The sequence below is a fragment of the Pseudonocardia sp. T1-2H genome, from assembly GCF_038039215.1.
Classification (GTDB): domain Bacteria; phylum Actinomycetota; class Actinomycetes; order Mycobacteriales; family Pseudonocardiaceae; genus Pseudonocardia.
On the sequence record NZ_JBBPCL010000001.1, the window covers coordinates 64,654 to 89,585 of the forward strand.

General features: G+C 72.0%; 27 protein-coding genes and 1 tRNA gene. 17 read left to right on the forward strand and 11 right to left on the reverse strand.

Going from position 1 to position 24,932, the window contains the following annotated elements:
• Positions 1-8: 8 nt before the first annotated feature.
• A complete protein-coding gene (locus WBK50_RS00350) occupies positions 9-956 on the reverse strand; it encodes an NAD(P)H-dependent flavin oxidoreductase (RefSeq protein ID WP_341333689.1) in 948 nt (315 codons plus the stop codon).
• 209 nt (positions 957-1,165) lie between these two features.
• Here WBK50_RS00350 and WBK50_RS00355 point away from each other — a divergent pair, with 209 nt between their 5' ends.
• Positions 1,166-2,623, forward strand: a complete 1,458-nt coding sequence (locus tag WBK50_RS00355; protein ID WP_341333690.1) for a SulP family inorganic anion transporter — start codon at positions 1,166-1,168, stop codon at positions 2,621-2,623.
• Positions 2,624-2,632: 9 nt separating this feature from the next.
• Here WBK50_RS00355 and WBK50_RS00360 read toward each other — a convergent pair whose 3' ends face one another.
• Positions 2,633-3,388 (reverse strand): nucleoside phosphorylase, encoded by a 756-nt coding sequence (locus WBK50_RS00360; protein ID WP_341333691.1) that lies wholly within the window; start codon positions 3,386-3,388, stop codon positions 2,633-2,635.
• A gap of 180 nt (positions 3,389-3,568) precedes the next feature.
• Here WBK50_RS00360 and WBK50_RS00365 point away from each other — a divergent pair, with 180 nt between their 5' ends.
• Both WBK50_RS00365 and WBK50_RS00370 read left to right on the forward strand, forming a co-directional pair.
• Positions 3,569-4,087: a VOC family protein gene (locus tag WBK50_RS00365; protein WP_341333692.1), complete on the forward strand. Its 519-nt coding sequence runs from the start codon at positions 3,569-3,571 to the stop codon at positions 4,085-4,087.
• Positions 4,088-4,476: 389 nt separating this feature from the next.
• Positions 4,477-5,508, forward strand: a complete 1,032-nt coding sequence (locus WBK50_RS00370; RefSeq protein WP_341333693.1) for an LCP family protein — start codon at positions 4,477-4,479, stop codon at positions 5,506-5,508.
• A gap of 94 nt (positions 5,509-5,602) precedes the next feature.
• On the opposite strand, the gene ku is transcribed toward WBK50_RS00370, so the two are convergent.
• Complete coding sequence (gene ku / locus WBK50_RS00375; protein WP_341333694.1) at positions 5,603-6,577, reverse strand: non-homologous end joining protein Ku; 975 nt, start codon at positions 6,575-6,577, stop codon at positions 5,603-5,605.
• Between the two features lie 71 nt (positions 6,578-6,648).
• Here ku and ligD point away from each other — a divergent pair, with 71 nt between their 5' ends.
• From ligD to WBK50_RS00390, 3 genes are all read left to right on the forward strand, one after another.
• The gene (gene ligD / locus WBK50_RS00380; RefSeq protein ID WP_341339237.1) at positions 6,649-7,575 is read left to right on the forward strand and encodes a non-homologous end-joining DNA ligase; all 927 of its coding nucleotides are present in this window, start codon (positions 6,649-6,651) and stop codon (positions 7,573-7,575) included.
• A gap of 151 nt (positions 7,576-7,726) precedes the next feature.
• Positions 7,727-7,924 (forward strand): Rv0909 family putative TA system antitoxin, encoded by a 198-nt coding sequence (locus tag WBK50_RS00385; protein ID WP_341333695.1) that lies wholly within the window; start codon positions 7,727-7,729, stop codon positions 7,922-7,924.
• A 67-nt stretch (positions 7,925-7,991) separates the two neighbouring features.
• On the forward strand, positions 7,992-8,600 hold the full coding sequence (locus WBK50_RS00390) for a putative glycolipid-binding domain-containing protein (protein ID WP_341333696.1): 609 nt from the start codon (positions 7,992-7,994) through the stop codon (positions 8,598-8,600).
• A 43-nt stretch (positions 8,601-8,643) separates the two neighbouring features.
• Here WBK50_RS00390 and WBK50_RS00395 read toward each other — a convergent pair whose 3' ends face one another.
• From WBK50_RS00395 to WBK50_RS00405, 3 genes are read right to left on the reverse strand one after another with little or no spacing between them, the layout of a single operon-like run.
• Positions 8,644-9,588 carry a prephenate dehydrogenase gene (locus tag WBK50_RS00395; RefSeq protein WP_341333697.1) on the reverse strand — a complete coding sequence of 315 codons (945 nt, stop codon included), beginning with the start codon at positions 9,586-9,588 and terminating at the stop codon, positions 8,644-8,646.
• A 53-nt stretch (positions 9,589-9,641) separates the two neighbouring features.
• Positions 9,642-10,949 (reverse strand): amidase, encoded by a 1,308-nt coding sequence (locus WBK50_RS00400; protein WP_341333698.1) that lies wholly within the window; start codon positions 10,947-10,949, stop codon positions 9,642-9,644.
• Between the two features lie 34 nt (positions 10,950-10,983).
• Complete coding sequence (locus WBK50_RS00405) at positions 10,984-12,222, reverse strand: M20 metallopeptidase family protein (protein ID WP_341333699.1); 1,239 nt, start codon at positions 12,220-12,222, stop codon at positions 10,984-10,986.
• A gap of 67 nt (positions 12,223-12,289) precedes the next feature.
• Here WBK50_RS00405 and WBK50_RS00410 point away from each other — a divergent pair, with 67 nt between their 5' ends.
• From WBK50_RS00410 to WBK50_RS00425, 4 genes are all read left to right on the forward strand, one after another.
• Positions 12,290-12,805: a tRNA adenosine deaminase-associated protein gene (locus tag WBK50_RS00410; protein WP_341333700.1), complete on the forward strand. Its 516-nt coding sequence runs from the start codon at positions 12,290-12,292 to the stop codon at positions 12,803-12,805.
• A 56-nt stretch (positions 12,806-12,861) separates the two neighbouring features.
• On the forward strand, positions 12,862-13,344 hold the full coding sequence (locus WBK50_RS00415) for a nucleoside deaminase (protein ID WP_341333701.1): 483 nt from the start codon (positions 12,862-12,864) through the stop codon (positions 13,342-13,344).
• Between the two features lie 9 nt (positions 13,345-13,353).
• Entirely contained in the window at positions 13,354-13,806 is a 453-nt protein-coding gene (locus WBK50_RS00420; protein WP_341333702.1) for an NUDIX hydrolase, read from the forward strand.
• A gap of 69 nt (positions 13,807-13,875) precedes the next feature.
• A tRNA-Ser gene (locus WBK50_RS00425) sits at positions 13,876-13,963 on the forward strand.
• Positions 13,964-14,038: 75 nt separating this feature from the next.
• Here WBK50_RS00425 and WBK50_RS00430 read toward each other — a convergent pair.
• Genes WBK50_RS00430 through WBK50_RS00440 form a run of 3 tightly spaced genes read right to left on the reverse strand, consistent with a single transcriptional unit; the run spans position 14,039 to position 15,889 of the window.
• On the reverse strand, positions 14,039-15,274 hold the full coding sequence (locus tag WBK50_RS00430; RefSeq protein WP_341333703.1) for a tyrosine-type recombinase/integrase: 1,236 nt from the start codon (positions 15,272-15,274) through the stop codon (positions 14,039-14,041).
• Positions 15,271-15,474, reverse strand: coding sequence for a helix-turn-helix domain-containing protein (locus tag WBK50_RS00435; RefSeq protein WP_341333704.1), 204 nt, complete (start codon positions 15,472-15,474; stop codon positions 15,271-15,273). Before WBK50_RS00435 ends, WBK50_RS00430 begins: the two co-directional genes overlap by 4 nt.
• A 58-nt stretch (positions 15,475-15,532) precedes the next feature.
• On the reverse strand, positions 15,533-15,889 hold the full coding sequence (locus tag WBK50_RS00440) for a replication initiator (protein ID WP_341333705.1): 357 nt from the start codon (positions 15,887-15,889) through the stop codon (positions 15,533-15,535).
• Positions 15,890-16,373: 484 nt separating this feature from the next.
• Here WBK50_RS00440 and WBK50_RS00445 point away from each other — a divergent pair, with 484 nt between their 5' ends.
• From WBK50_RS00445 to WBK50_RS00475, 7 genes are all read left to right on the forward strand, one after another.
• The gene (locus tag WBK50_RS00445) at positions 16,374-18,038 is read left to right on the forward strand and encodes an alkaline phosphatase family protein (RefSeq protein ID WP_341333706.1); all 1,665 of its coding nucleotides are present in this window, start codon (positions 16,374-16,376) and stop codon (positions 18,036-18,038) included.
• Positions 18,039-19,074: 1,036 nt separating this feature from the next.
• The gene (locus WBK50_RS00450) at positions 19,075-19,779 is read left to right on the forward strand and encodes a hypothetical protein (RefSeq protein WP_341333707.1); all 705 of its coding nucleotides are present in this window, start codon (positions 19,075-19,077) and stop codon (positions 19,777-19,779) included.
• Between the two features lie 161 nt (positions 19,780-19,940).
• A complete protein-coding gene (locus tag WBK50_RS00455; protein ID WP_341333708.1) occupies positions 19,941-20,702 on the forward strand; it encodes a hypothetical protein in 762 nt (253 codons plus the stop codon).
• 276 nt (positions 20,703-20,978) lie between these two features.
• Positions 20,979-21,596 (forward strand): GyrI-like domain-containing protein, encoded by a 618-nt coding sequence (locus WBK50_RS00460; RefSeq protein ID WP_341339238.1) that lies wholly within the window; start codon positions 20,979-20,981, stop codon positions 21,594-21,596.
• A 39-nt stretch (positions 21,597-21,635) separates the two neighbouring features.
• Positions 21,636-21,809, forward strand: a complete 174-nt coding sequence (locus tag WBK50_RS00465; RefSeq protein ID WP_341333709.1) for a hypothetical protein — start codon at positions 21,636-21,638, stop codon at positions 21,807-21,809.
• A 188-nt stretch (positions 21,810-21,997) separates the two neighbouring features.
• Entirely contained in the window at positions 21,998-22,534 is a 537-nt protein-coding gene (locus WBK50_RS00470; protein ID WP_341333710.1) for a nitroreductase family protein, read from the forward strand.
• Positions 22,535-22,546: 12 nt separating this feature from the next.
• Positions 22,547-22,771, forward strand: a complete 225-nt coding sequence (locus WBK50_RS00475) for a hypothetical protein (protein WP_341333711.1) — start codon at positions 22,547-22,549, stop codon at positions 22,769-22,771.
• A gap of 59 nt (positions 22,772-22,830) precedes the next feature.
• Here the strand turns inward: WBK50_RS00475 and WBK50_RS00480 are convergent, their stop codons facing one another.
• Positions 22,831-23,031 (reverse strand): hypothetical protein, encoded by a 201-nt coding sequence (locus tag WBK50_RS00480; protein ID WP_341333712.1) that lies wholly within the window; start codon positions 23,029-23,031, stop codon positions 22,831-22,833.
• Positions 23,032-23,126: 95 nt separating this feature from the next.
• Complete coding sequence (locus WBK50_RS00485; RefSeq protein WP_341333713.1) at positions 23,127-23,303, reverse strand: hypothetical protein; 177 nt, start codon at positions 23,301-23,303, stop codon at positions 23,127-23,129.
• Positions 23,304-24,932: the final 1,629 nt, after the last annotated feature.

Here is a 24,932-nt window from a genome sequence, read left to right on the forward strand (position 1 = left end):
TCCGGGGTCTACAGCGCGGTCGCGCGGGCCTCGTCGTACTCGCGCAGGGTGCGGGCGACGAGCTCGGCCGCCGTCGGGATCTCCCGGACCGCGGAGACCGAGTGGCCGGCGCTCCACACGTCGACCCACCGCTTGGGGCCGAGGTCCGGGCTGCCGCCGCCGTAGAGCTGGGCCGCCTCGGCGGGGGACACGTGCTCGTCCAGGTTCGCGGGGTCCAGGCCCGCGGCGCGGATCGCCGGCGCCAGCATGTTGGTGGGCAGGCCGGTGAACGCCTTCGTCAGGACGACGTCGTCGATGCCGCTGTCCACGAGCATCCGCTTGTAGTCCGTCGCGGCCATGGACTCCGCGGTCGCGATGAACGACGTGCCCATGTAGCCGAGGTCGCAGCCGAGCAGCCGCGCGGCGAGCAGCGCCCTGCCGTCGCCGATGCCGCCGGCGAGCACGAGCGGCCCGTCGAAGAACGCCCGGACGGCCCGCACGAACGCGAACGGGTTGAGCCAGCCGGTCTGCCCGCCCGCACCGGCCGTGAGCAGCACCAGACCGTCCGCGCCGGCCTCGACGGCGCGGTGTGCGTGCCGCAGGGTCGCGACGTCCGCCAGCACCAGGGTGCCGACCTCGTGCAGCGGCCCGACGACCTCGGCCGGCGACCCGACGCTGGTGATCACGACCTCGGCCCGGTGCCGGACGAGGACCTCGAGGTCCCGGGGCATCCGGGGCTGGCGGATGATCAGGTTGGGGGCGTGCGGTGCCGTCGCGGGGGTGGCGGCGGCGCCGATCTCGTCGAGCCATTCGTCCAGCTCGGCGACGGTGCGCGCGTTGGCCGTCGGGAACGCGCCGACGACGCCGGCGGCACAGGCGGCCTTCACCAGGTCGGGACCGGAGACGCGCAGCATGGGCGCGGCGATGACCGGCAGGCGCAGCCGGTCGCCGAGGTGCGGGGGCAGCCGTCCGCTCACTGGTGGCCTCTCGGAGGTTCGGCCGGGTCGCCGCGGAGGAGATCATGCGCCGCGGGCCGCGCGACGGTCAACGGTCCCGACGCCGCGTCCCGGGGTGTGACGCCCGCGGCGCGGGGCGGTTCAACTCTTCCGCACGGGTAGAGTTCGGGGCTGCGGCGCACCGGTGCGCGTGCGCCTCGCTCCTCACCCGAAAGTGGTGCCCCGCTCCGATGTCCCTCCCTGCGCTCGTGCGGCGCCCCGCCTGGTTCGCACCCGTCGTCCTCCGGACGGAGGTCCTGTCCGGACTGGTCGTCGCGCTGGCGCTCATCCCCGAGGCGATCGCGTTCTCGATCATCGCCGGGGTGGACCCCCGGGTGGGGCTGTTCGCGTCGGTGACCATGGCCGTCACGATCGCGTTCGTGGGCGGGCGGCCGGCGATGATCTCCGCGGCGACCGGCGCGGTCGCCCTGGTCGTGGCCCCGGTCGTGCGGGAGCACGGCGTGGAGTACCTCGTCGCGACGGTGCTGCTCGCGGGAGCGCTGCAGATCGTGCTGGCGCTGCTCGGTGCGGCGCGACTGATGCGCTTCCTGCCGCGCAGCGTGATGGTCGGGTTCGTCAACGCGTTGGCGGTCCTGATCTTCGTGGCGCAGCTTCCGCAGCTCTGGGACGTGCCCTGGCTCGTCTACCCGTTGCTACTCACCGGCCTCGCGATCATGGTCCTGCTGCCGCGGCTGACGACCGTCGTCCCGGCGCCGCTGGTGGCGATCGTCGTGCTGACCGTGGTGACGGTGGCCGCGCACATCGCCGTGCCGACAGTGGGGGACCAGGGCGCACTGCTGGACTCGGTCCCGCTGCCCGGCCTCCCGGACGTCCCGCTGACCTGGGAGACGCTGCGGATCATCGCGCCCTACGCGCTCGGCATGGCGCTCGTCGGGCTGCTGGAGTCCCTGATGACGGCGACGTTCGTGGACGAGATCACCGACAGCCGCTCGGACAAGCGCCGCGAGTCCTGGGGGCAGGGCGTCGCCAACATCGTCACCGGGTTCTTCGGCGGCATGGGCGGCTGCGCCATGATCGGCCAGACGATGATCAACGTCCGGTCCGGCGGCGCGCGCACCCGGCTCTCGACGTTGCTCGCCGGGGTGTTCCTGCTGGTCCTGTGCGTGCTGCTCGGCCCGGTGGTGGCGCAGATCCCGATGGCCGCGCTCGTCGGCGTCATGATCATGGTGTCCGTGGGGACGTTCGACTGGCACAGCCTGCGGACCCTGCGCCGGATGCCGCGCAGCGAGAGCGCGGTGATGCTGGTGACCGTCGTGGTCACGGTCGCCACCCACAACCTCGCCTACGGCGTCGTCGTCGGCGTGCTGACGGCCACCGTCCTGTTCGCCCGCCGGGTCGCCCAGCTCGTCGAGGTGACGAGCGAGCTCTCCGCCGACGGCGGCACCCGGACCTACCGGATCACCGGCCAGCTGTTCTTCGCCTCCAGCAACGACCTGGTGAGCCGGTTCGACTACGCCGGCGACCCCCCGTCCGTCGTCGTGGACCTGACCGCGGCGCACGTCTGGGACGCCTCGACGGTGGCCGCGCTCGACGCCGTCCGCTCCCGGTACGCGGCGCGCGGCACCGAGGTGGCGATCGCCGGGGCGAACGAGAACAGCCGGACCCGCCTCGAGGCCGTCCCGCGCTGACGCGCCTGTTCACAGCGCCAGCGCCGCCCGGGCGGCGAGCCGGAACAGGCCGTCCCGGGCGGCCCGCGCGGTCGTCCAGCCGCGGTGCTCCCAGGCCTCGCCGGCCAGTGAGTCGCCCGCCAGCAGCAGGTGGGCCAGCGAGATCCCGCGGTGCCGGGCCACCGCGATCAGCGCGGACGCCTCCATCTCGACCACCGCGCAGCCCTCCTCGCGGCGCCGGTCGACGCGGCTGCGGGTCTCGCGGAAGATCGCGTCCGTGGTCCAGGTGCGGGCGGTCACGTACGGGACGCCCGCCTCGTCGAGGGTCTCCGCGAGCGTCGCGACGCCCGCGGGGTCGGCGTCCACCACGCGCGCGGGCGGCAGGTAGTGGAGCGACGTGCCCTCGTCCCGCACCGCGCTGTCGACGACGACGGCGTGCCCGACCGTGAGCTCAGGGACCAGCGAGCCGCACCCGCCGACGGCCACGACCGCGCGCACCCCGAGCGCGATCAGCTCCTCGAGGAAGATCACCGACAGCGGCGCGCCGATGCCGGGCTGGATCACCGCCACCGGTCGTCCGTCGACCTCGATCTCGTACACCGGCCACGGGCCGAGCTCGGAGCGCAGGCGCAGGACCCGCCGCCCCTCCGCGCCGGCCGCGTCGACCACCTCCGGGAAGAAGCACAGGACCGCGGCCTCGGGCAGCGAGGCGCCCGGCTTCACCACCATCTCCGGGTTCAGCACGGCGGGCTGGGCGAGGTCGTCCTCGAGCAGGGGAAGGTCCACGGGATCAGGGTCGCGCACGTGGCCGAAGGGGCGCGCACGTGGCCGAAGGGGACGGCGTCGCCCGGCTCGCCGCGTGACCTGGTGGTGCCGAGTCGTGCCAGGCTGGTGACGTCCACCCCGACGGAATGTTGTGCGTGCAACTACCGTTGGCCCGGGTATCCGAGACGGAAGGGGAGTTCCATGCCGCAGCCCGAGGGAGCCCAGCTCGAGGCGGTCCGCGCCCGGCGCGCCGACCTGCGCGAGAAGTACCTGCACGCGGTCGCCGACCGCCCGGCCACCACGGTCCGGGGCGTGCATCACCTGGCCCTGATCGCCAAGGACGTGGAGGAGACGATCCGGTTCTACCAGGACCTGCTCGGCTTCCCGCTCGTCGAGCTCGTCGAGAACCGGGACTACGCCGGCTCGTCGCACTTCTTCTTCGACATCGGCAACGGCAACCTGCTCGGCTTCTTCGACTTCCCCGGCCACGGGCACCCGGAGTTCCAGGAGACGATCGGGGCGGTGCAGCACCTGGCGCTGTCGACCTCGCCGGAGGAGTTCGAGGCGGCGCGGAAGCGGCTCGACGAGGCGGGCGTCGAGTACCTCGGCCCGGACCGCGGCGTGGACAACAGCCTCTACATCCGGGACCCCAACGGCGTCGGCCTGGAGTTCTACCGCGAGGAGCTGGGCAAGTTCGAGGGTGAGCCGCTGCTCGGCTGAGCGTCGTCTCGCGCAGCGCGCCGCCGGTACCGGCGGGCGCGCCCCGCGTACCACTGCGCAACCTCCGCCTTCGTCGCGCGTCCTACGGGTGAGGGACCGGTACGTGGCTGCGTACCCTGGCCGACGACCGGCGGGGCGCGGGCCCGGACGCTGACAGGATGGGTGCGCAGCAGATGAACGGTGACTTCCGGGGGCCGCAGGGCCGTGGTGGCATGCCGTCCGGACCGCCACCACGGCGCGGGCCCGGTCCCGGCTGGGGCTCACAGCCGCAGCGCGGCCGCCGTCCGCAGCCGCCCGCCGAGGGCCCGACCCGGCCCGTGCACGGACGCCCGCAGCAGGGTCGACCGGCGCAGGGCCGGCCGGCGCAGCAGCCGTCCAGGCCGACGGCGATGATGCCCCGGTCCGCCGCCGAGCCGCCGCCGTTCCGCCCGCCGTCGTCGGACCGGCCCGTCGCGCTGCCACGGCCGCCGCGTCCGCCGAAGCGCCGCAACTGGCGCCGCCGGATCACCGTCGCGATCGCCCTGATCCTCATCGCGTTCATCGGGTTCGGCGTCTACCTGGACCAGAACCTGCAGCGCGTGGCGGCCCTGCCCGCGGACAGCGCCGCGACGTCGTCGGGCACGAACTGGCTGATCGTCGGCTCGGACAGCCGCGAAGGGCTCTCCGCCGAGGACGAGGAGAACCTCGCCACCGGCGACGCCGCGGGCCAGCGCACGGACACGATCATGTTGATCCACAGCGGCAGCTCGGGATCGGTGCTGGTCAGCCTGCCGCGGGACTCCTACGTGCCGATCGCCGGGCACGGCAGCAACAAGCTCAACTCCGCCTACGCGTTCGGCGGGCCGCAGCTGCTCATCAGCTCCGTCGAGGCGGCGACCGGGCTGCACATCGACCACTACGCCGAGATCGGGTTCGGCGGCTTCGTCGGCGCGGTCGACGCCGTCGGCGGCATCACGATGGACATCCCCGAGGCCATCAAGGACCCGAAGGCGGGCCTGGACATCAAGGCGGGCACCCAGGAGCTCGACGGCGCGACGGCGCTGGGCTACGTCCGCACCAGGGCCACGGCGAGCTCGGACTTCGGCCGGGTCGCCCGGCAGCGCGCGCTGCTCTCGGCCCTGATCGCGAAGGCGACCAGCCCGAGCACCCTCGCCAACCCGTTCCGGCTGGTCCCGCTGGCCAACGCGATGACGGGCACGATCACCGTCGACGACGGCGACCACATCTGGAACCTGGCCTCGCTCGGCCTCGCGCTGCGCGGGGTGTCCGGCGGGGACGGGGTCGCGACGACGGTGCCCGTGGGCTCGACGCCGAACATCGGCGGCCAGTCCGTGGTCCGCTGGGACAAGACCCGCGCGAGCAGCCTCTTCGGAGCCCTGCAGAAGGACGTCAAGCCGCCGGAGACCGCCCAGGGCCCGTGACGCGCCGGCCCACCGAACCGCGTTGTGGCTCCACAACGCGAAACCCTGGCCGTCCAGCCGCGTCATGGATCCATGACGCGAGAATGCGGGCTGCTCAGGCGGTGCGGCGCTTGCGGGTGGCGGGCTTCTTCTCCGGCTTGTCCTCCTCCGCGGACGCCGCGGTCTTCTTCGCCGCCGGTCTGCGGGCGGCCGGTTTGCGGGCCGCGGGCTTCTTCACCGGGGCCGGATCGTCCTCGGGCTCGGCCTTCGTCGAGGAGCCGGACGTGCCGGTCTTGTCCGCGGCCGCGCCCTTCGCCGCCTCGACGCTGCGCTGCAGGGCCGTGAGCAGGTCCGTCATCGAGTCCGCGCCGTCGTCCGACGACTTCTCGGCGACCGGCGCGGGCCGCGTGGCCCCGCTGGACTTCTTCGACTCGATCAGCTCGACGACCGCGTCCCGGTACTCGTCCTCGAACTGGGCGGGATCGAAGTCCGCGCCCAGGCTCTCGACCAGCGACGCGGCCATCTTCTGCTCCTGCGGGCGCAGCTCCACGTCCGCGTCGAGGATGTCGAAGTCCGGCTCGCGGACCTCGTCCGGCCAGAGCATCGTCTGCAGCACGATGACCTTGTCCCGCACCCGGAGCAGCGCGATGCTCTCCCGCTGCCGCAGGGCGACCTTCACCACGGCCATCCGGTCCGTCTCCTTGAGCGCCTCGCGCAGCAGCGCGTAGGGCTTGGCGGCCTTCGTCTCCGGCTCGAGGTAGTAGCTCTTGTCGAACAGGAGCGGGTCGATCTGGTCCGCGGGGACGAACTCGATGACGTCGATCTCGTGGCCGCTCGCGACGGGCAGCGAGTCGAGGTCGTTCTCGTCGAGCGTGATCAGCTCGCCGTCCTCGGTCTCGTAGCCCTTCACGATGTCCGCGTACTCGACCTCCTCGCCGCACGCCGAGCACGTCCGTTTGTACTTGATCCGCCCGCCGTCCACGCCGTGCACCTGGTGGAACCGCACGTCGTGGTTCGTCGTCGCCGAGTACAGCTTGATCGGCACGCTGACCAGCCCGAAGGACACCGCGCCACTCCACATCGCGCGCATGGCACGTGTCTCCTCTCGACCGGTCGCTCTCCGTAGGACCCCGGAAGTGACAGCATGACCGTGTGCAGCCCATGCTCGCCACCCCAGGAGGCCTCCCGACCGGCCCCGAATGGGTCTACGAGGTCAAGTGGGACGGCATGCGGGTGCTCGCCGAGGTCACCGACGGTGTGCTCCGGCTCCTCACCCGGACCGGCCGGGACGTCACCGCGAACTTCCCCGAGTTCGCCGTGATCGCGGACCTGGCGCCGGACGTGCTGCTCGACGGCGAGGCCGTCCTGCTCGACGACGGCGTGCCCAGCTTCGCGGCCCTCGCCGAACGCCTGCACGGCCCGGTCAGCCCGGCCCGCGCCGCCGCGCACCCGGCCACGCTGATGGTCTTCGACGTCATGCGGCTCTACGGCGTCCCCCTGCTGGACCGGCCGCTGGACGAGCGTCGCGCGACCCTCGAACGCATGGACGTCGACCCGCTGCCCACCGTCGAGCTGTCCCCGCTCTACACCGACGGGGGCGCGCTCTTCGAGGCCACCGCGCGGCGCGGCATGGAGGGCGTGGTCGCCAAGCTGAAGGAGAGCCCGTACCGGCCGGGGCGCCGCAGCCCGAGCTGGGTGAAGGTGACCCACCGGCACACCCAGACCTGCCTGGTCGGCGGCTGGCGGCAGGAACGGCCGGGCCGGTCCGGGCGCATCGCGACGCTGCTGCTCGGCGTCCCGGACGGGGACCGGCTGGAGTTCGCCGGCCGGGTCTGTGCGGGCCTCGACGGGGCGGCCGTGCAACGCGTGCTCGCGGACCTGCTGGGCGACGCGGCCGTGGAGACGTCCCCGTTCAGCGACCGGCTGCCGCGCGTCGACTCCGCGGGCGCGCGATGGTGCGACCCGCTCGTCGCGGTCGAGGTCGCGCACCTGGGCTGGACGGTCACGGGCCGGCTGCGCCAGCCCGTCTTCCGGGGCGTGCGCGCGGACGTGGAGCCAGCGGAGATCCGCCGCGAGGGCGCCCCGTGACCGCGCTGACTGATCATCCGATCCCGCTGAGCGAGCCGGGGCGGCATCACCTGTCCGATCGGTCCGCCTGTGACCGGGTGGCTGGCCCCTGACCGGGCACGGGGTGTTGGATGTGCCCGCAGGGGTCGATGCTCGAGAAGGGGGCACCACCATGGATTTCGACGCACTCAAGGGGCAGGCCGAGAAGCTGCTCGAGGAGCACGGCGGGACGGTCGAGGACCTCGCCGAGAAGGCCGGCGAGTTCGTCAAGGGCCGGTTCGGCCACGAGGACCAGGTGGACATGGTCGTCGACAAGATCAAGGACTTCGTCCCGGACACACCGGCCGCCGCTCCGCACCCGCAGGCCTGACCCCTCTTCCTCCCGGGGTCCGGGCCGATCCGGCCGAACGGACCCCACCTCTCCTACGGTGGTGTCGATGACGACCATGCTGACCTGGCAGGCCGACGGCCGGCCCGGCCTCGAGGGCGCCCGCGTGCTCCCTGCGTCCACGGGCAGGGGCTTCCGGGCCCTGAGCCGGATGGTGGTGCCCTCCCCGGAGGGCGACCTCACGGCGTCCTACAGCGTCTCGGTGGCCGAGGACGGCAGCCTGGCCCGGCTGACCGTGAGCTCGGCGACGGCGGAGCGGGAGCGCCACCTCACGGCGAACCGCACGGACGACAACTACTGGTTGCTCGACGACGGCTCCGGCGTCACGCGCAAGGAGTACGAGGCGGTCGACGTCGACGTGGCCTTCAGCCCGCTGTTCGCGTCGCTGCCGATCCGGCGCCTGGCCCTGCACCGCGACGCCGGGGACCACGAGGTCCCGGTGGTACAGGTGTCGCTCCCGGACATGGACGTCCAGCTCGTCACACGGCGGTACCGGACCGTCCGCACGGTCGGCGAGGACGGCACGGCGGTGGTGGCGTGCTCGGTCGGGGGCGGCGGCGAGGTCGAGATCGTCGTGGACGCGGACGGGTTCGTGATCTCCTACCCGGGTGTGGCCGCGCGGTTCGCGGACGCTCCCGCCTCGGCGGTCGCAGGCTGAGCCCGGCCGCGAGCCGAGCGCGGCCGCGAGCCGAGGAGCCGGCTCAGGCCTTCCAGCCCGAGACGACGTCTCCCCGGCGGCCGAGCTCGCGCAGCTCGGCGAGCGCGTCCGGCCCGTCGAGGGAGACCTCGAGGCCCAGGGGTTCCCGGGTCGACGCCCAGCGCTGACGGGCGGCGTACCCGGCGTTGACGGTCGCGGCGAGCCCGCCGGTGGAGGCGAGCGCGCCGCGCATCACGCCGAGGCGGCCCAGGGCCTCGTCGACCGCCGCGAGCAGCGCGTTGCGGTTGCCCTCGCACATCGCGAGGACCAGCTCCGGACGCGTGCCCGCGACCCGGGTGCCGTCGGCGAACGAGCCGGCGGAGAGCGCCAGGGGCAGGTCGTCGTCGGGTTCGCCGGCGCCCACGGCCGCGAGCACCGCGGCGAGCAGGTGCGGCAGGTGGGAGATCTTCGCGACGGCGAGGTCGTGTTCGTCCGACGCCGCGGGGACGACCCGGGAGCCGCACTCCCAGGCCAGCTCCGCGACGTCCTTGAAGACCCCCAGGTCCGCGCCGTCGTCCGCGATCACGACCCAGGCGGCACCCCGGAACAGCCCGGCGTCGCCGGCCGCCCAGCCGGACTCGGCGGTGCCCGCCATCGGGTGCCCGCCCACGTACCGGGCGTGCGGCGCGTAGGTGGCGACGGCGTCCGCCACCGCGACCTTGACGCTCACCGCGTCCGTCAGCCGCACCGTGGGCGCGACGTCGTCGATCCGGGCGAGCACGCCCTCGACGGCGGGCAGCGGGACGGCGAGCACGACCAGCGCGTCGTCCCCGGCGGCCCGGCGCAGGGCGGCGTCGAGATCGGTGGTGACGTCGAACCCGTCCGCCGCGGCCGCCGCGGCCGTCTCCTCGGACGCCGCGGTGCCGTAGACGTCCCGCCCGGCGGCCTTCGCGGCCCGCATCAGCGACCCGCCGATCAACCCGGTCCCGACGACGCATACGGCTCGCATGAGGTCACATTCTGCCCGTGCGCGGTACGTGGTGCTCCGGCACCACGCACCGCTCACGACCGGGTGATCGCTCCGGCGACACGCAGGATGCCGCGCTCCTCCAGGTCCACGCCCACAAGCTGGATCCCGGCCGGGAGCTCGCCCGCGGGCAGCGGCGCGGGCACGGAGAGGGCGGGCCAGCCCGTCAGGTTGAACGGCGAGGTCAGGCCCAGCATCGACGGCCGGACCGGGGTCCCGTCGACCTCGTCCGCGCCGATCGGGGTCGCCCGCAGCCGGGTGGTCGCGCTGATCAGCACGTCCATCCCCGCGACGGCCTCGCGCAGCGCGGCACCGAGGCGGCGCCGCGCCCGCTGCGCCTCGACGTAGGCGTACGCGGGCTGGTCCGCGACCGCGAGCAGCCGCTCGGCGGTGGCCGGCTGGTAGTCCGCGCGGCGCTCGGCGAGCCAGGCCCGGTGGGTCGCGTACGCCTCGCCGCCGGCGATCCGCGCGTAGGCCGCCGCGAGCTCCTCGATCATCGGGGTACGGATCTCGAAGATCTCCGCGCCGGCCTTCTCCAGCGTCTGCACCGCGTCCGCCACCGCGCCGGCGAGCACCGGGTCCACGGCCTGCCAGAACTCGTCGACCAGCACGCCGACGTGGGTCCCGCGCACGCCCGGCTGCTGGATCCCGCCGCCGGTGCCGTCCGGCCGGGACAACACGTCCCACGCGACCGACGCCGAGTGCACGTCCGACGCGAGCAGCCCGACGGTGTCCAAGCTCTCGGCCAGCGGGAACACCCCGTCCGCGGAGAGCGTGCCGAACGCAGGCTTGAGCCCGACGACGCCGCAGAGCGCGGCCGGGGTGCGCACGCTCGCACCGGTGTCCGTGCCCAGCGCGAGCGGCAGGTGCCCCGCGGCGACGGCGGCGGCCGAGCCCGACGACGAGCCGCCGGTGATCCGGGTGCGGTCGTGCGGGTTGAGCGCGGGGCCGGTCGCGGAGACGTCCCCGGTGGGGCCGTAGGCGAACTCGTGGGTGTGCAGCTTGGCGACGATCACCGCCCCCGCTTCGCGCAGGCGGGCGACGACCGGGCCCTCGCTGGTCGCGGCGGGGGCGTCGGCGAGGACGTTCGAGCCGGCCCGGGTCGGGAGCCCGACCACGTCGAACAGGTCCTTCACCCCGACGGCGACGCCGTGCAGCGGGCCGCGCCACTCCCCGCGGCGCAGCTCGGCGGCACGCTCCTCCGCCGTCGCGACGGCGGAGTCGTCGAGCAGGACGACGGCGTTGTGCTCGTCGGCGCGCAGCCGCTCGAGGGTGTCCCGGACGTGCTCGACGGGCGAGAGCTCGCCGGAGCGGAGGGCGAGGGAGAGGTCGCGCAGGCTCATGCGACCCATCCTTCACTCACCTCCGGCCCTTCCCTCACATCAGGTGGTGCAGCGCGAGGCCCGCGTAGAGCGCGACGCCGGAGACCATCGCCGCCTCGTCGAAGGTCACCCGGTTGGAGTGGTTCGGCGCAACGCTCAGCGGGTCCGCGCCGGGGCTGCACGCGCCGAGGAAGGCCAGCGCGCCCGGGATCCGTTCGAGGACGTAGGCGAAGTCCTCCGCGCCCATGATCGGCGTCGGCATCGTGGCGACCTTGCGGGCGCCGAACAGCCGGATGGCGAGGTCGCCGAGCGTGGTGGCGGCGGCCGGGTCGTTGATCGTGACCGGGTAGCCGGGCTCGATGTCGACGCGGGCGGTGCAGTCGTGGGCGAGTGCGGTGTGCCGGCAGACCCGGCGGATCTCCTCGCGCAGCGCCAGCCGGACCGGCTCGGACATCGTCCGCAGCGTGCCCTCGAGCTCGGCGGTCTCCGGGATGATGTTGTTCGTGGTCCCGGCGGTGATCCGGGCGATCGTCAGGACCGCCGGCTGATGCGTGTCGACCTTGCGGGTCATCATCGTCTGCAACGCCCCGACCATCGCCGCGGCCGCCGGTACGGGGTCGACGGCGTCGTGCGGGGCCGACGCGTGCCCGCCCCGCCCCACCACGGTGACCCGCAGGACGTCCGCCGCCGCCATGATCGGCCCCGGGCGGGTGTGCACCTCCCCGGACGGCAGCGTGGCGCTGATGTGCAGGGCGTACGCCGCCTTCGGCAGGCCCGCGGGGCCGTGCCGGTCCAGCAGGCCGTCGGAGATCATGTGCCGGGCGCCGTGGAAGCCCTCCTCGCCGGGCTGGAACATGAAGAGCACACGCCCGCCGAGGTCCTCCCGGTGGTTCGCGAGCACCCGCGCGGCCGAGGCGAGCATCGCGACGTGCGTGTCGTGCCCGCAGGCGTGCATCGCGCCGTCGGTCTCCGAGCGGAACTCGACGGCGGTGTCCTCCTGCAGCGGCAGCGCGTCCATGTCCGCGCGCAGTAGGACCGTCGGCCCGGGCCGGCCGCCCTCCAGGACCCCGACGACCGAACTGACCTCCCGGCCCAGGTGGAGGCGCAGGGGGAGGTCCGCCAGCTCGGTCAGGATCGCGTCCCGGGTGACGGGCAGGACGAGACCGATCTCGGGCCGGCGGTGGAGGGCACGGCGCAGCGCGACCGTGCGCGGCTGGACCCGCCTGGCCTCCGCGGCGAGCCCCGGCAGGACCGCTGCGAGCAGCGCCGCGGAGCGGCTGTCGGAGGAGGCCATGAGACGATCCTGGCATTCGCCGGATTGTGGTTTGTACCACAGTCGGCTCTGGGCTTACCGTAGGTCCATGCCGGTGCAGAGTGTGAAGGCCCCCGCGGAGGTGCGGGACCAGCCCCTGCCCGGATTCGCTGTCGTGGCGATCCGGGAGGAGGGACGGTGGCGCTGTGCGCGACTGGACCCCGAGGCCCTGGTCGATCTGGACACAGCGATCACGGAACTCCGGGGACTGCGTTCCACCGGCGCCGTCATCGGGTTGCTGGACGTCGACGACGAGTTCTTCATCCTCCTCCGCCCCACGCCGGGCGGGGTGTCGCTGATGATGTCGGACGCGGTCGCGGCCCTGGACTACGACGTCGCCGCGGACGTGCTGGACCTGCTGCGCGTCGAGCTCCCGCCGGACGAGGACGCCCTGGACGACGACCCGTGGCCCGAGGGCGACCTGTCGATCTGCGCGGACCTCGGCCTGCCCGCGGACGAGCTCGAGGTCCTCGCCGGCGAGCTCGACCTCTACCCCGACGAGCAGCTCGCCGCGATCGGCCGCCGGCTGGGCTTCGGCGAGGCGCTAGCGGAACTCGTCGACTAGCGGCGCCTGTGCGCGGAAATCGTTGCCGGAGCAGCGTTTTCCGCGCACGACCGCTGATGGCGCAGAATCGGCCCGTGCTGACGGGTGCGAGCGACGAGATGCTGCTCCGGCGCGCTCTCGTGCTGGCCGCGGAGGCCCCGCGGACCGGTGACGTCCCGATCGGCGCCGTGATCGTCGATGCGGACGGGGTGGAGCTCGCCGCGGCCCGCAACGCCCGCGAGGCCCTGGGCGACCCCACCGCCCACGCCGAGATCCTCGCGTTGCGCGCCGCGGCCGCGCGGCGGGGCGAGTGGCGCCTCGAGGGCTGCACCCTGGCCGTCACCGTGGAGCCCTGCACGATGTGCGCGGGTGCGATCGGGCTGGCCCGCGTCTCCCGCGTCGTGTTCGGGGCCTGGGAGCCCAAGACGGGCGCCGCCGGTTCGCTCTGGGACGTCCTGCGGGACCGCCGGCTGACCCACCGGCCGGAGGTCGTGGGCGGGGTCTGCGCGCCGGAGGCCGCCGCGCTGATGGAGGAGTTCTTCGCGGGTCACCGCACGTAGTCTCGATCAGTGCCGAAGCCCTTCCAGCGGATCGCCGCCTACGTCGTGTGCGTCCGTGACGAGCAGGTCCTCCTCGCCCGCTGGATCAGCCCGGACGGCCCGCGCTGGACCCTCCCCGGCGGCGGCATCGACCACGGCGAGGACCCGCGCGACGCAGCGGTCCGGGAGGTCGACGAGGAGACCGGATACGAGGTCGTCCTCGATTCCCTGCTCACCGTGGACTCCGTGCATCTCACGACGGGCCTCGACGGCAGGGCGATCGACCACCACGGCATCCGCGTCGTCTACGCCGCGCACGTCACGGGCGGCGAGCTGCGCTTCGAGGTGGGCGGGAGCACGGACGAGGCCGCGTGGGTGGATCTTGCCGCGGTGGACGGCCTGACGCGGGTCGGCCTCGTCGACGTCGGGCTGGCGGCGTGGCGCGCGGCGGACCCGGCCCGGCACGCGGTGCTCCGGGGCTGATTGCGCAGGTCAAGGCGGGTGGCCGTCCCCCGGCGAAGGTCGCGGGAGGGTTTCGGTAAAGTATCCGGCGGTAGCGTGTCCGAGCGGCCGAAGGAGCACGCCTCGAAAGCGTGTGAGGTGCAAGCCTCCGTGGGTTCAAATCCCACCGCTACCGCCAGCCTCACCAGGCGAAACGCCGGAAGGGTCCACACGGACCCGACCGGCGTTTCTGCTTCCAGTCTCAGTTCCAGTCTCAGTTGCCCTCCCGGGACGGGTCCTCGACCTGCCAGATGAGCCCGCCGACACGGTCCGCGATGTCACGCTGGATAGCCCCGGTGACGTGCTGATATCTCGCCGCCATCGCCGTGTGGGACCAGCCCATGATGCCCATGACCGCCCGCTCCGGAACACCGAGCAGAAGGAGCACCGTCGCGGCGGTGTGCCGGGCGTCGTGCAGCCGACCATCCCGCACGCCGGCCTTCACGAGGAGCTTCTTCCAGCCGTCCCAGTCGGTGCGAGGGTTCAACGCGCCGCCGGTCGGTGTGGCGAACAGCCAGCCGCCGTCGTTCCAGAGCTGGCCGGCGTTGTGCCGCTCCCGCTCCTGCGCCTCCCGGTGGGCTTTCAACAGCTCGACGACTTCGGCCGGGAGCCCGACTACCCGCCGACCTGCGCGCGACTTGGTCTCCGAGGTCTCGGCTCGCGCCGGCTCTCGCTGCGGGCAATGTCCGCCGTACTTGTGACCGCAGGTCCCCCCGCACCCGTGACGCCACCGCGGGCGAAGCCGGCCCCGCCGGATGGCGAGCGAACCGATGTCGAGGTCGACGTCAACCCACTTCAACCCCAGCGCCTCACCCTGACGGAGACCGAGCGCGAGAGCGACTGCCCAGCGGGCACCGTTCCGGGTCTCCAACGCCGTCTTGAGCAGTAGCCGGATCTCCTCGACGGTGTACGGCTCGATCTCCTTCTCCACGAGGCGAGGCGCCTTCGCCAACGTTGCCGGATTCCGGGCGAGGTGACCACGTCGCACCGCCTCGTTCAGCGCGGTACGGATCGTCCGATGAGCCTGGTGGGCGGTAGCCGGTGAGCTGCCCTCGGACATCATCCGGACGTAGAACTTCTCCAGGTGCTCCGGAGCGAGCCGGTCGAGCCGATGCTTCCCGAGACCGGGGACGAGGTGCACGTTCACCGCGACCCGGTACCCGGCGATGGTGTTCTCCCGGACGAACGGGGCGGCGATGTTCTCCACCCAGTGGATCAGCCACTTCTCCACGGTCCACGCCGGCCCGGACTTCCGAACCGCTCCGTCCTCGCGGTCTCGTTCCAGCTGCCGGACCGCCTTGATCGCCTCGGCCTTGGTCTTGCGCATGACATGTCGGCGGTCAGGCCTGCCGTCGTCCTTCACCCCGACGGTGACGCGTCCGTGCCAGTAGCCGTCCTTGCCCTCGTAGACGCTGGACGCGCCGTTGGGCTGTCTCGATCGGGGAGTCACGCAACCTCCCCGCGCAGGCTCTGTACGTAGGTGGTGAGGGCGTCGGCGGGGATGCGGCGCAGGCGGCCGATGCGGACCGATTCGACCTCCCCGGCGGAGACGAGCGCGTACATCAGCGTGCGGCCGATCCTGAGCCGTTCGGCGGCCTCCTCGATGGTCAGGACGAGACACAGCGGAGGGACCTGCGGGGTGTCGTTCATGCTGCCTCTCCCTCGGTTGCCGAACGGTTTTCGTCGTCGGGTGGGTCTCCGGCTGCCATCACTGCGGCGTCGTAGTCGGCCCGCCAGTGCTGTCGTTGGTTGATCGCGTGCAGGAGCAGGACCGGCCGGGAGGGGACGTCGCAGTCCCCGCCCGGGTGCGTTCCCATTCGAAGGGGCCGTCGTCGACGGCGTAGCCGGGTCGGACGCCGGCCTTGTCGAGCAGTTGCCGAACGAACGCCGCCCGCTCAGCCCGGTGGTCTTTGAGGGACTTGTTCGACCACTTCCGCGAGACCAGGACCCGGCGGCCCGCGATGCCGAGATGCTCGGGCTTGTGGGCCTTGCCCTTGCACTGCCCCGGCACTGTCAAGGCGCCGCCTCCGGCGGCGCGGGCCGGCCACGCCGGCCCGTCGTCCACCCCTCTACCTCCGGCCCGGGGCGGCCGCCGGCCCGGCTACCCGGCCCACACGTCGGAGCTCGCGCAGCTCCCATGTGCCAGTTCAGCAGCTCAGAGCGAGTCCGTCCGCTGCGACCAATGGTGACTTGAGGACCACAGATGGATCCGGCGCGGTCACGGCGAGGAATCTGCATCATGCCGCCCAGGGGACGGCGATCAAGCGGGCTCCGCCCGCACCCGACACCGCTCGGAGATCGGGGGAATGAGGCGGGGGTGGTGACCTCCTCACAGCGCGCCGAGACGGCTACCGGGCCGCGAGGAGATCACCACCGACACCCGGCGTTGAGCGTTGAGAACAACCCGCTCCCGACGCTGCGTGGCCAAGGTAGCCGTGTCAGGTCTACTCGCCCGAAGGATGCCCGCGTGGGCGCTTTGATCGGGCGCGAGACCACCCAAGACAGGTGACTCCTCGACGAGCGAGTCTCGTTAACGTGCCGCCCGATAAGTGATCGAGCACCGCCCTCGACTCGACCGGTGCTCGGCCCGTAGAGGTGCATGCGTTGCGGTCGGAGGTCACGAGTTGGTTGGTCAGAGCAAGGACAACGCCCTTGATCACATCGTTGTCGTCGTGTTCGAGAACCGTTCGCTCGACAACATTCTCGGCCGCCTCTACGGGCCGGAGGATGGCAAGAACTTCGACGGTGTCGTCGGCAAGGACCTCACGAACCCGATTCCGGAATGGGCCGAGCACGGCGCCGAACGCAAGGTCGTCCCCTACACCGTCGCCACGGACATGGACAGCCCCAATCCCGACACGGGGGAGGAGCACTCGCACACCAACACCCAGATGTTCAACATCCTCGACGAGCACAACCGGTTCAAGGTCGGCGCGGAGGTCTCGGCACCGTACAACGCCCCGGAGCCTGGTCAGCTGCCGACGATGGACGGCTTCGTCACCGACTACATCAGCACGCTGACCGCGGAGTTGGGTCGGCAGCCCACTTACGAGGAGTACTCCCAGGTGATGACCGGGTTCACCCCGGAGCAGGTGCCGGTGTTGAGCGGGGTCGCCCGCGGGTTCGGGGTGTTCGACCACTGGTTCAGTGAGGTCCCGTCGCAGACGTTCACCAACAGGTCGTTCTGGACCGCGGCGACGTCGTCGGGGTTCGTGGTGAACTCGCCGGTCAGGAACTGGTTGACCGACAACGACGCCGAGACGATCTTCAACCGGGTCGAGGCACACGGCAGGACGTGGAAGGTCTATGTGGGCGAGCCGGACAGGTTCTCGGCCACGGGATTGATCCACTTCCCGAGGCTCAAGGACCGGTTCGAGACCCATTTCGTGCCGTTCTCCCAGTTCGAGGCCGACGCTGCCGCCGGAGATCTGCCGGACCTGTCCTTCATCGAGCCGTGCCTGATCCTGGGGCACGGGGACTACCACCCGGCGGCCGGCCGAGCATTGGGGCACGGGATCGTGATTCCCGGGCTCGACCCGCCGTCGTCGATCCTCGGTGGTGAGGCGTTCCTGGGGCGGATCTACAACGCATACAAAGGGATGCGATCTCCGACCGGTTCCAACGTCTGGAACACGACGTTGCTCATCGGCTGGGACGAGCCCGGTGGCACCTACGACCACGTGCCGCCCCGCCCGGTGCCGCCGCCGGACGCGTCCGCCGGTCCCGGCCAGGAGGGGTTCCGGTTCGACCGTTCCGGCTACCGGGTGCCGGCCATCGTGGTGTCGCCCTGGGTGGCCGAAGGCGAGGTGTTCAACGAGGAGTACCGCCACACCTCGCTGATCGCGACACTGCGGGAGCAGTGGGGACTGGGCGATCCCCTCACCGGTCGGGACGCGGCAGCGCGAACGTTCTCCTCGGTGTTCACCCTGAATGAGCCGCGGGACCCGCAGGTCTGGCCGTCGATGGATCCGCGCCCGGTGCCCCAATACATCCAAGACGCCCTCGGTCTTGGAAAGAGCCTCTCCACGCTGGGGAAGACTGCCTTCACGGGGATTCGGAAGTACGCGGACGAGCACAACATCGACATCGAGGGACTCCCCGAGGACCCCGACGCCGAGGTTCCTCCCGAGCAGGCGTTGCATATCCTGCACAACTTCCTCGCGATCTTCTTCCCTCAGCTGCATCCGACCGTCCCGACCCAGAGCACCAGATAAGTGGCGTCCACGAAGCCTTTGGCGACGTCCTCCGGGAGCCCTTGGCCCGACCACCGCGACGAGCAGAGCTGCAACTGTGAGTAAGAGTGTGGCGTCGGGACCAAGCTACGGACTATTCGCGGACGCAACACGGGTGTCGTCGGCTCCACCGCAGGTGGGAGGGGTTTTGACGGCCCACTGTAAATCCGTCGGCGGTAGGCGGCGCGAGACGCCCCGCGCGCAGGCGTAGTGATCTTGCTCAGTCTCAGTCATAGTCTCATTCGCCGCCGTCCGCCAAGGTCCGCCAGGCAGGAGCGGGGGAGAGGTGGCGCTGGTGGGACAAGGGCGGTCTCCCGTGAACGCCTGTCCGCAGACCTCGAAAGCGTGAGGTGCAAGCCTCCGTGGGTTCAAATCCCACCGCTACCGCCAGCCTCACCAGGCGAAACGCCGGGCCTCCCGAATCGGGAGTGCCCGGCGTTCGTCGTCTGGTTGCAGTTGTGGGGCATTCGGCCCGCTACGCGGCCGTCGCGGCCCCTCTTCGCCGTTCTCCTCGGCCGGTGCTGGCGAGTCCGGTGCAGCCGGCGGCTTCCACAGGCGCCCGCCCACCTGGATCGCCACGTCGCGCCGGACGGGTGACGCCGAGCAGGAGGAGCACGGTCGCCGCCGCCGCGAGACCGGCTCATCGAACCTCGGTCGGCGACGTCGGGATCATCTGCACGACCGGTCCCGGAGTCCGCGAGAAGGTCGCAGGGTCAGGCGCGAACTGCCAATCGGTCGAAACCACCGGTACCCATGGCGATTCAGCTCATACCGGCCTGATCCGACTGTCCGGCGGCGCAGGTCGAAGCGTTCGTCGCTGTGCATCCCGCCGGACGGCCGCCCTCACTCTGGGGTCAGGGAACCCCCTCGCCTGCGGGGTCCTTCCCCGCGAATCGCCACATAGCGTCGTCAGGGTTCATCCAGCGATCCCGGGCAGACACGCCGCCGGATCGTCGGCGCTACCGATCAGGTGGCGTGGAAATCGGATGGATCAATGGCTTCGAGCGGGGGAGACGTCATGATCGAGCAGTCCAGAAGTAGTCAGTGGAGGAAGTTGTCGGCGAGGGTGCTCCTCCCGTCCCTGCTGGTGGGGTCGGGCGTCGGGGTGTTCGGCGTCGCGCCCGCCCTGGCCGCCGGCTCTCCGACTACGGCTGCGTTGCACGCCAACGACGACGGGGATCACGACCGCGGCGACGACGGCCACCGCCGCATCTTCCGCGACCGTGGCGACGTCCGCTACATGTGGTTCCGCGTCTGCGACACCGCTCCGAGCACCGCAGCAGCGAGCACAGGAACGACCAGCACCGGAACGACCAGCACAACGACCCTGGAGCCGGTGGCGCCCGACGCGGTTGCTGCAGCCGTCGCAGGCGCGACCACGACCGACACCACGACGGGGACGGTCGCGCCCGGCGCGAGCACGAGCGACACCACGACCACCACCACCACCACGACGCCCGACACGGCGGCAACCGAGACGACCACCGACACCACCACTACCGACGCGGACGACGCGACCAAGGCCTACCCGACGTTCATCGTCATCCCCATGGCCAAGGACGAGGCGAAGGCGCTCGACCGGTCCGACCGGCGGGAGTGCTACGACCTGACCACCCGCGCGCTGACCTCGGCGGACACCACGTCGGACACGGAGACCACGACGGCGACCCCGACCGTCACCGAGACGCCCGCGCCGACGGCGACCACGCAGACCACCGGCTGAGCCGGTTCGGCGTGGCAGGAACAGTCGGCCGACGGGAAGTGCGTTCTCTGAGCCTTCCACCGGGGCTGGGCGGACCGTAGACCCGCCTGCGAGTCGCCAGTCCGGACGAGGCCTGGACAGGGTGGCCTCGCCGGCCGGGTAGGTCTTCAGGACGGAGTGCTGTGCGTCCCGACAACTTCCGGAACGGGCAGGTGGTCGGGCTGTGCCAGGTCGAAGGGATGGCAACTAGGCGGCAGGGGAAGGTTGGCCAGGACTTGCCGGGCCTCAGTGGCATCCTCGGCTTCATGGGGGACGAGACGAAGGCCACAAAGGATTCCGCGACTGCTGCCGCTGCACGACGGGATCGTCTGATGGCGCCGGCCAACGAGGTACCCGTGCTGCTGCCCTGGACAAGTCTACTCGGCCGCTCCGAGGACTTGGCCGTCGTTCTCGTCGGTGCGCGCCTCTACAGCACGGGAATCCAGTTCGATATCGGCGTGCGTGGGCGCGGCTCGGCAGCACTTGGCCTCCATGCCGGTGTGTCAGGACGAGTCGACGCCGGCGGAGATGTGTTGTGCCTGGGAATCGACATGCCCGGCGGCCTATCGGTTGCGAACGTTCCAAGGGAGGGAACGGATTCAGGGCTGCCGACCGACGGCCCGTCGCTCGTAGCGGGTGGTGGTGGCGGCGGCCCGGGCGCCGTAGACACGAGCTACCTCCTCTACCCGGCGCCACCCCCTGGACGGCTTGCCATCCTCTGCGCGTGGCCTGCGCACGGGATCGACGAGACCCGGACCGAATTCGATGGCTCCGGCCTGGCGGCGCTTCAATCACAAGTGGAGACGCTGTGGCCGATCGACACTCGGGAGCCCTGGCCTCCAACGCCACCGAAGCCCGTCCTCCCTGCTGGCGGCTGGTTCGCGGCGTATGCCAATGGAGCATGAGGCAGGTCTCTGAGGACCGCCGATCCGACCGTGACGGCCTGGTGGCTGTGGGCTCGCCGCACGAGCCTCTGAGTCAGTCGCTCCGTCGGTGGCCGGGCCGTCGACGGAGGGGCGTTGACCGGCCGACTGCGTCAGCGCGCAGACGAGCGCGTCCACGTCCGCGATCCCTTCGGCGACCGCCTGCCGCTCCTCGGTTCAGCCCGTGACAGGCGCGCCGGGACACGGAAGGCTTCGAAGGTCCACATCATCGTGACTCTCGTCGGTCCAGGAGAACTCGTGACAGCCAAGCTCGACTTCAAGCGGGAACTGGACTGCTACCAGGCGAAGCGCAACTCACCGCAGGTCACTGATGTGCCGGATCTGCAGTACCTCATGATCGATGGCCACGGTGATCCGAACACGCCCGCCTACGTGGAAGCGGTCTCGACACTCTACCCAGTGGCCTACAAGCTCAAATTCACCAGCAAGAAGAACCTTGACCGTGACTATGTCGTGATGCCGCTAGAGGGTCTGTGGTGGGCCGACGACATGGACACCTTCACCATCGCTCGGGACAAGCCGCAGTGGGACTGGACCCTCATGATCATGGTTCCCGACTGGATCACGGCCGAGATGTTCACGGATGCGGTCGAGCAGGTCGGCATGAAAGATCGACCCGCGCGACTCGACGATCTCCGCCTGGAGGCCCTGTCGGAGGGACGGTGCGTCCAGGCTCTTCACGTCGGAGCCTACGACGACGAGGCCGAACTGCTGCGGTACATGCACGAGGAGTTCATCCCTGATCAAGGCCTCAAGATGGTCGGGAAGCACCACGAGATCTACCTCAGCGATCCGCGGAGAGCGGAGCCAGCCAAGCTGCGCACGATCCTGCGACAGCCCATAGCTGACGCTTGAGCCATCTCATCGTCAGATCCGGTGCGAGCGGGTGACGGAGTGCCGCCCCCCTCGGCCGAGGAGTCTCCACGTCGTGGTGCCGGCCGCAAGGGCGCCTTCGGCGTCGCTTCGCGATGGGACGCGGCGGCGGAGACCGCGACGGCGACCCCGACCGAGACCGGGACCGTCACCGAGACGTCCGCGCCGGTGGCGACCACGCAGACCACCGGCTGAGCCGGTTCGGCGTGGCAGGAACAGTCGGCCGACGGGGAGTGCGTCTTTCTGCTTCTGGTCCCGGTTCCGGTCCCACTCGCCGTCCGGCGGACTCTCTTCGGCCTGCCGGATCAGCCCGCCGGGCACCGGCCCCGGAAAGGCGTCGAACGCAGCGGCCGTTGGCCGGGTCGCTGCGTACGTTGGAGGACGTGGAGACGTGGGACGCGATCAGATCTCGGCGGAACGTCCGGGTGTACGAGGATCGACCGATCCCGCGTGCGGACCTGGAGCGGATCCTGGAAGCGGGCCGCCGCGCCCCTTCCTCGCAGAACTGGCAGCCCTGGGACTTCGTCGTCGTCACCGACCGGGAGCAGCTCCGCCGGCTCGCCGGCGTCTGGCACGGCGGGAGCCACGTGGCTGCCTCCGCCGCGACGATCGCCCTCGTCGCGCCGCAGCCCGAGGACGCCCGCCAGCGAGACTGGATCCACTACGACTTCGGCCAGGCGACGATGAACATGATGGTCACCGCGGCGGACCTCGGCATCGGCAGCGGCCACTCGGCGGTGGCCGACCAGGACCTCGCACGCCGGATCCTCGGCAACCCGGACACGACGTGGTGCCAGAGCCTGATCGCAATGGGCTATCCCGCGGACCGCCCGCTGACCCCGATCCAGCGGCCGAACCGCCGGCCGTTCGACGACGTCGTCCATTGGGGCCGCTGGTCGGGGGGACCGGCCGCGCAGTGAGGGGGTCCGCGCATGACAGATCCTGAGTTCATCCCACCCCGGATCGGCGACCACGTCCAGATCAAGACCCCTGGCCGCGTCGTCGAGTTGCGCAACCTCGCCGGCGTTCCCGGCGCCGTCGTGGAGCTGGACCCGACGGTCGGCCCGTACACCCGAGACCACCCGGACGGCGTCCGGCCCGCCCGCGTATGGCTTCCGCTCGACGCGCTCGTCGTCCTTCCTCCGGCCACGGCGTGAGGCTCGGGGCTGGGCCTTTCCAGCGCGGGGACGGCTGCAGGGCCGTCAACGCGGCCCGGCTACCGGAACCTGCTCTCCAGGTCCGCGAAGAACGCCTTCGCGAGACGCTCGAAGTCCTCCGCGCCCAGCACGATCGGGTCCCCGACCTCGAGCTTCACGATCGACGTCGCCGCGAACGCCCGGTACGCCGCGAGCTGCTCGTCGATCGTCGCCTCGGCGCGGTCGATCTCGTCCTGGGTGAAGGTCTTCCGTCCGAGCACGCACTCTCCGCCCTCCCGCCGCCGCCGGCCGGATCCGGCGGCGGTGGCAGGACCGCCGCCGGAGGGGAGGAGGTTGTGGACGACGCGCTCGGCGCTCAGTCCAACAGGTCCGGAAACCTCCGCACCCAGCGCTTCTGGCCCGGGGTCTCCACCGCGTGGGCGCGGTAGTGCGCTCTGGCCCAGGCCACCGCACCGGCCGCCGGGTGCCCGGCGAGGACCGCCATGCACGCGATCACGGTGCCCGTGCGGCCCGTGCCTCCCGCGCAGACCATCTCGACGCGCTCCCCGGCCCGTGCCCGTTCGTAGGCCGCGAATCCGCGCCGCCGCGGCCCGGTCGTCGCGCGGGGTGCGGAAGTCCGGCCAGTCGATCCACTCGGTCGGCCAGGTCGGGGCTCGTTCGCGGCCCTTGAGCCGGCCGAGGTGCAGCCCGAACTCGGGCAGGGGCCCGGGCGGCAGCTCCTGGCGACGTCCCCGGCCGCGGACCAGGGTGCCGTCGGGCAGCGCGACGGCACCGGTCAGGACGGGTGTCATCGGATCTCGCGGAGCGCGGGTGACGCGCCGATCAGCTCCGGCATCGGCAGCTCCCTTCGAGAGCGGGTGGGCCCGCTGCCGACCGTAGAGACCGCAGGCTCACCCGGCCCTGACCTTCCGGTCCGGACGGCGTGCGCATCCCGTCCCCGTCGTGCCACAGTCTGGGGGAGAGCCACGTCAGGAGCGCCGATGTCCCTCGCGACCGCATGGGAACGCTTCCAGTCCGGGGAGGAGCCGCCGGACGTCCGCGGGGACGTGCTGACCTCGTGGCGACGCTCGCGGTTCAGCGGCGTCGATCCCGAGACCGTCGACGTCCCGCAGGTCGAGACGGACGCCGACAGCCACTTCCTGCGCGTCGCCGAGCCGATCATGACCGGCATGGCCGAGCTGCTGACCGGCGACAGCTCCTGTCTCGCCCTCGCCGACGAGCGCGGCGGCGTCCTCTGGCGCTGGGTGTCCGAGCCGATGCTGCGCGGTGTCCTCGACGATCTCTCGGTGGTGGAGGGCGCCTGCTTCGACGAGGAGTTCGTCGGCACCAACGGCCTGGGCACCGCGCTGGAGACCGGGGGCATCGCCGTCATCCGCGGGTCCGAGCACTTCGTCCACCGCTTCCACGACGTCACCTGCGTCGCCGCGCCCGTGCGGCACCCCGTGACCCGGCGCACGGTCGGTGCCGTCAACGTGACCTGCCGGGCCGAGCACACGAACCCCCTGCTCAAGGTGGTGGTGCGCAAGCTCGTCGACGAGATCCGCGCCGGGTTGCTGGCCTGCGCGAGCGACCGCGAGCAGCAGCTCCTGCAGGCCTTCCTCGCCGCGCAGCGCGCCACGCAGGGCCCGGTGCTGACCGTCGGGGAGGGGGTCGTGATCGCCAACGACGCGGCCGCGGATCTGGGGATCGACGGCCGGCAGCTGTGGGACGAGATCCGCGCGACCCGGTCCGACCGGCCCGTCCTCGAACTCCCGGCGGACCTCGGGGCGCGGGTACGGGTGCTGCGCACCGGATCGACGCCGACGGGCGCGGTGCTCACCGTCAGCGGCCCGGCCGCGGAGGCGCCCCGGCGCCGGACCACGGCGCCGTCGACGCCGCTCGGGATCTGGGACCGCCTGCTCGGCGACGTGCGCCGGCTCGCCGGGGCGGGTCCGGTTCTGGTGCGCGGGGAGACCGGGACCGGGAAGGCGACGCTGCTGGCCGAGGCGCTCTGTGGTGACGGGGCGGGTGGCCACGGGGCAGGCGGGGACGGGTCGCCGGGGGCTTCGACGATCGACGGCGCGACCTGCGCCGTCGAGGGCCTCCCGGCCTGGGCCGCTCGCCTCAGCGCGCTGCTCGACGGCACGGCGCCGGTCGTGCTCCGGCACGTCGAACTGCTCGC

Excerpts from the sequence above, each read along its gene's own strand:
- ligD (WP_341339237.1), top strand. The coding sequence starts at position 6,649 with ATGCTCGCCACCCCAGGAGGCCTCCCGACCGGCCCCGAATGGGTCTAC.
- WBK50_RS00475 (WP_341333711.1), top strand. The coding sequence starts at position 22,547 with ATGACAGATCCTGAGTTCATCCCACCCCGGATCGGCGACCACGTCCAG.
- WBK50_RS00435 (WP_341333704.1), bottom strand. The coding sequence starts at position 15,474 with ATGAACGACACCCCGCAGGTCCCTCCGCTGTGTCTCGTCCTGACCATC.
- WBK50_RS00410 (WP_341333700.1), top strand. The coding sequence starts at position 12,290 with ATGCCGGTGCAGAGTGTGAAGGCCCCCGCGGAGGTGCGGGACCAGCCC.
- WBK50_RS00400 (WP_341333698.1), bottom strand. The coding sequence starts at position 10,949 with ATGAGCCTGCGCGACCTCTCCCTCGCCCTCCGCTCCGGCGAGCTCTCG.
- ku (WP_341333694.1), bottom strand. The coding sequence starts at position 6,577 with ATGCGCGCGATGTGGAGTGGCGCGGTGTCCTTCGGGCTGGTCAGCGTG.
- WBK50_RS00390 (WP_341333696.1), top strand. The coding sequence starts at position 7,992 with ATGACGACCATGCTGACCTGGCAGGCCGACGGCCGGCCCGGCCTCGAG.
- WBK50_RS00355 (WP_341333690.1), top strand. The coding sequence starts at position 1,166 with ATGTCCCTCCCTGCGCTCGTGCGGCGCCCCGCCTGGTTCGCACCCGTC.
- WBK50_RS00415 (WP_341333701.1), top strand. The coding sequence starts at position 12,862 with ATGGCGCAGAATCGGCCCGTGCTGACGGGTGCGAGCGACGAGATGCTG.
- WBK50_RS00370 (WP_341333693.1), top strand. The coding sequence starts at position 4,477 with ATGATGCCCCGGTCCGCCGCCGAGCCGCCGCCGTTCCGCCCGCCGTCG.
- WBK50_RS00395 (WP_341333697.1), bottom strand. The coding sequence starts at position 9,588 with ATGCGAGCCGTATGCGTCGTCGGGACCGGGTTGATCGGCGGGTCGCTG.
- WBK50_RS00365 (WP_341333692.1), top strand. The coding sequence starts at position 3,569 with ATGCCGCAGCCCGAGGGAGCCCAGCTCGAGGCGGTCCGCGCCCGGCGC.
- WBK50_RS00385 (WP_341333695.1), top strand. The coding sequence starts at position 7,727 with ATGGATTTCGACGCACTCAAGGGGCAGGCCGAGAAGCTGCTCGAGGAG.
- WBK50_RS00485 (WP_341333713.1), bottom strand. The coding sequence starts at position 23,303 with ATGGTCTGCGCGGGAGGCACGGGCCGCACGGGCACCGTGATCGCGTGC.
- WBK50_RS00450 (WP_341333707.1), top strand. The coding sequence starts at position 19,075 with ATGATCGAGCAGTCCAGAAGTAGTCAGTGGAGGAAGTTGTCGGCGAGG.
- WBK50_RS00405 (WP_341333699.1), bottom strand. The coding sequence starts at position 12,222 with ATGGCCTCCTCCGACAGCCGCTCCGCGGCGCTGCTCGCAGCGGTCCTG.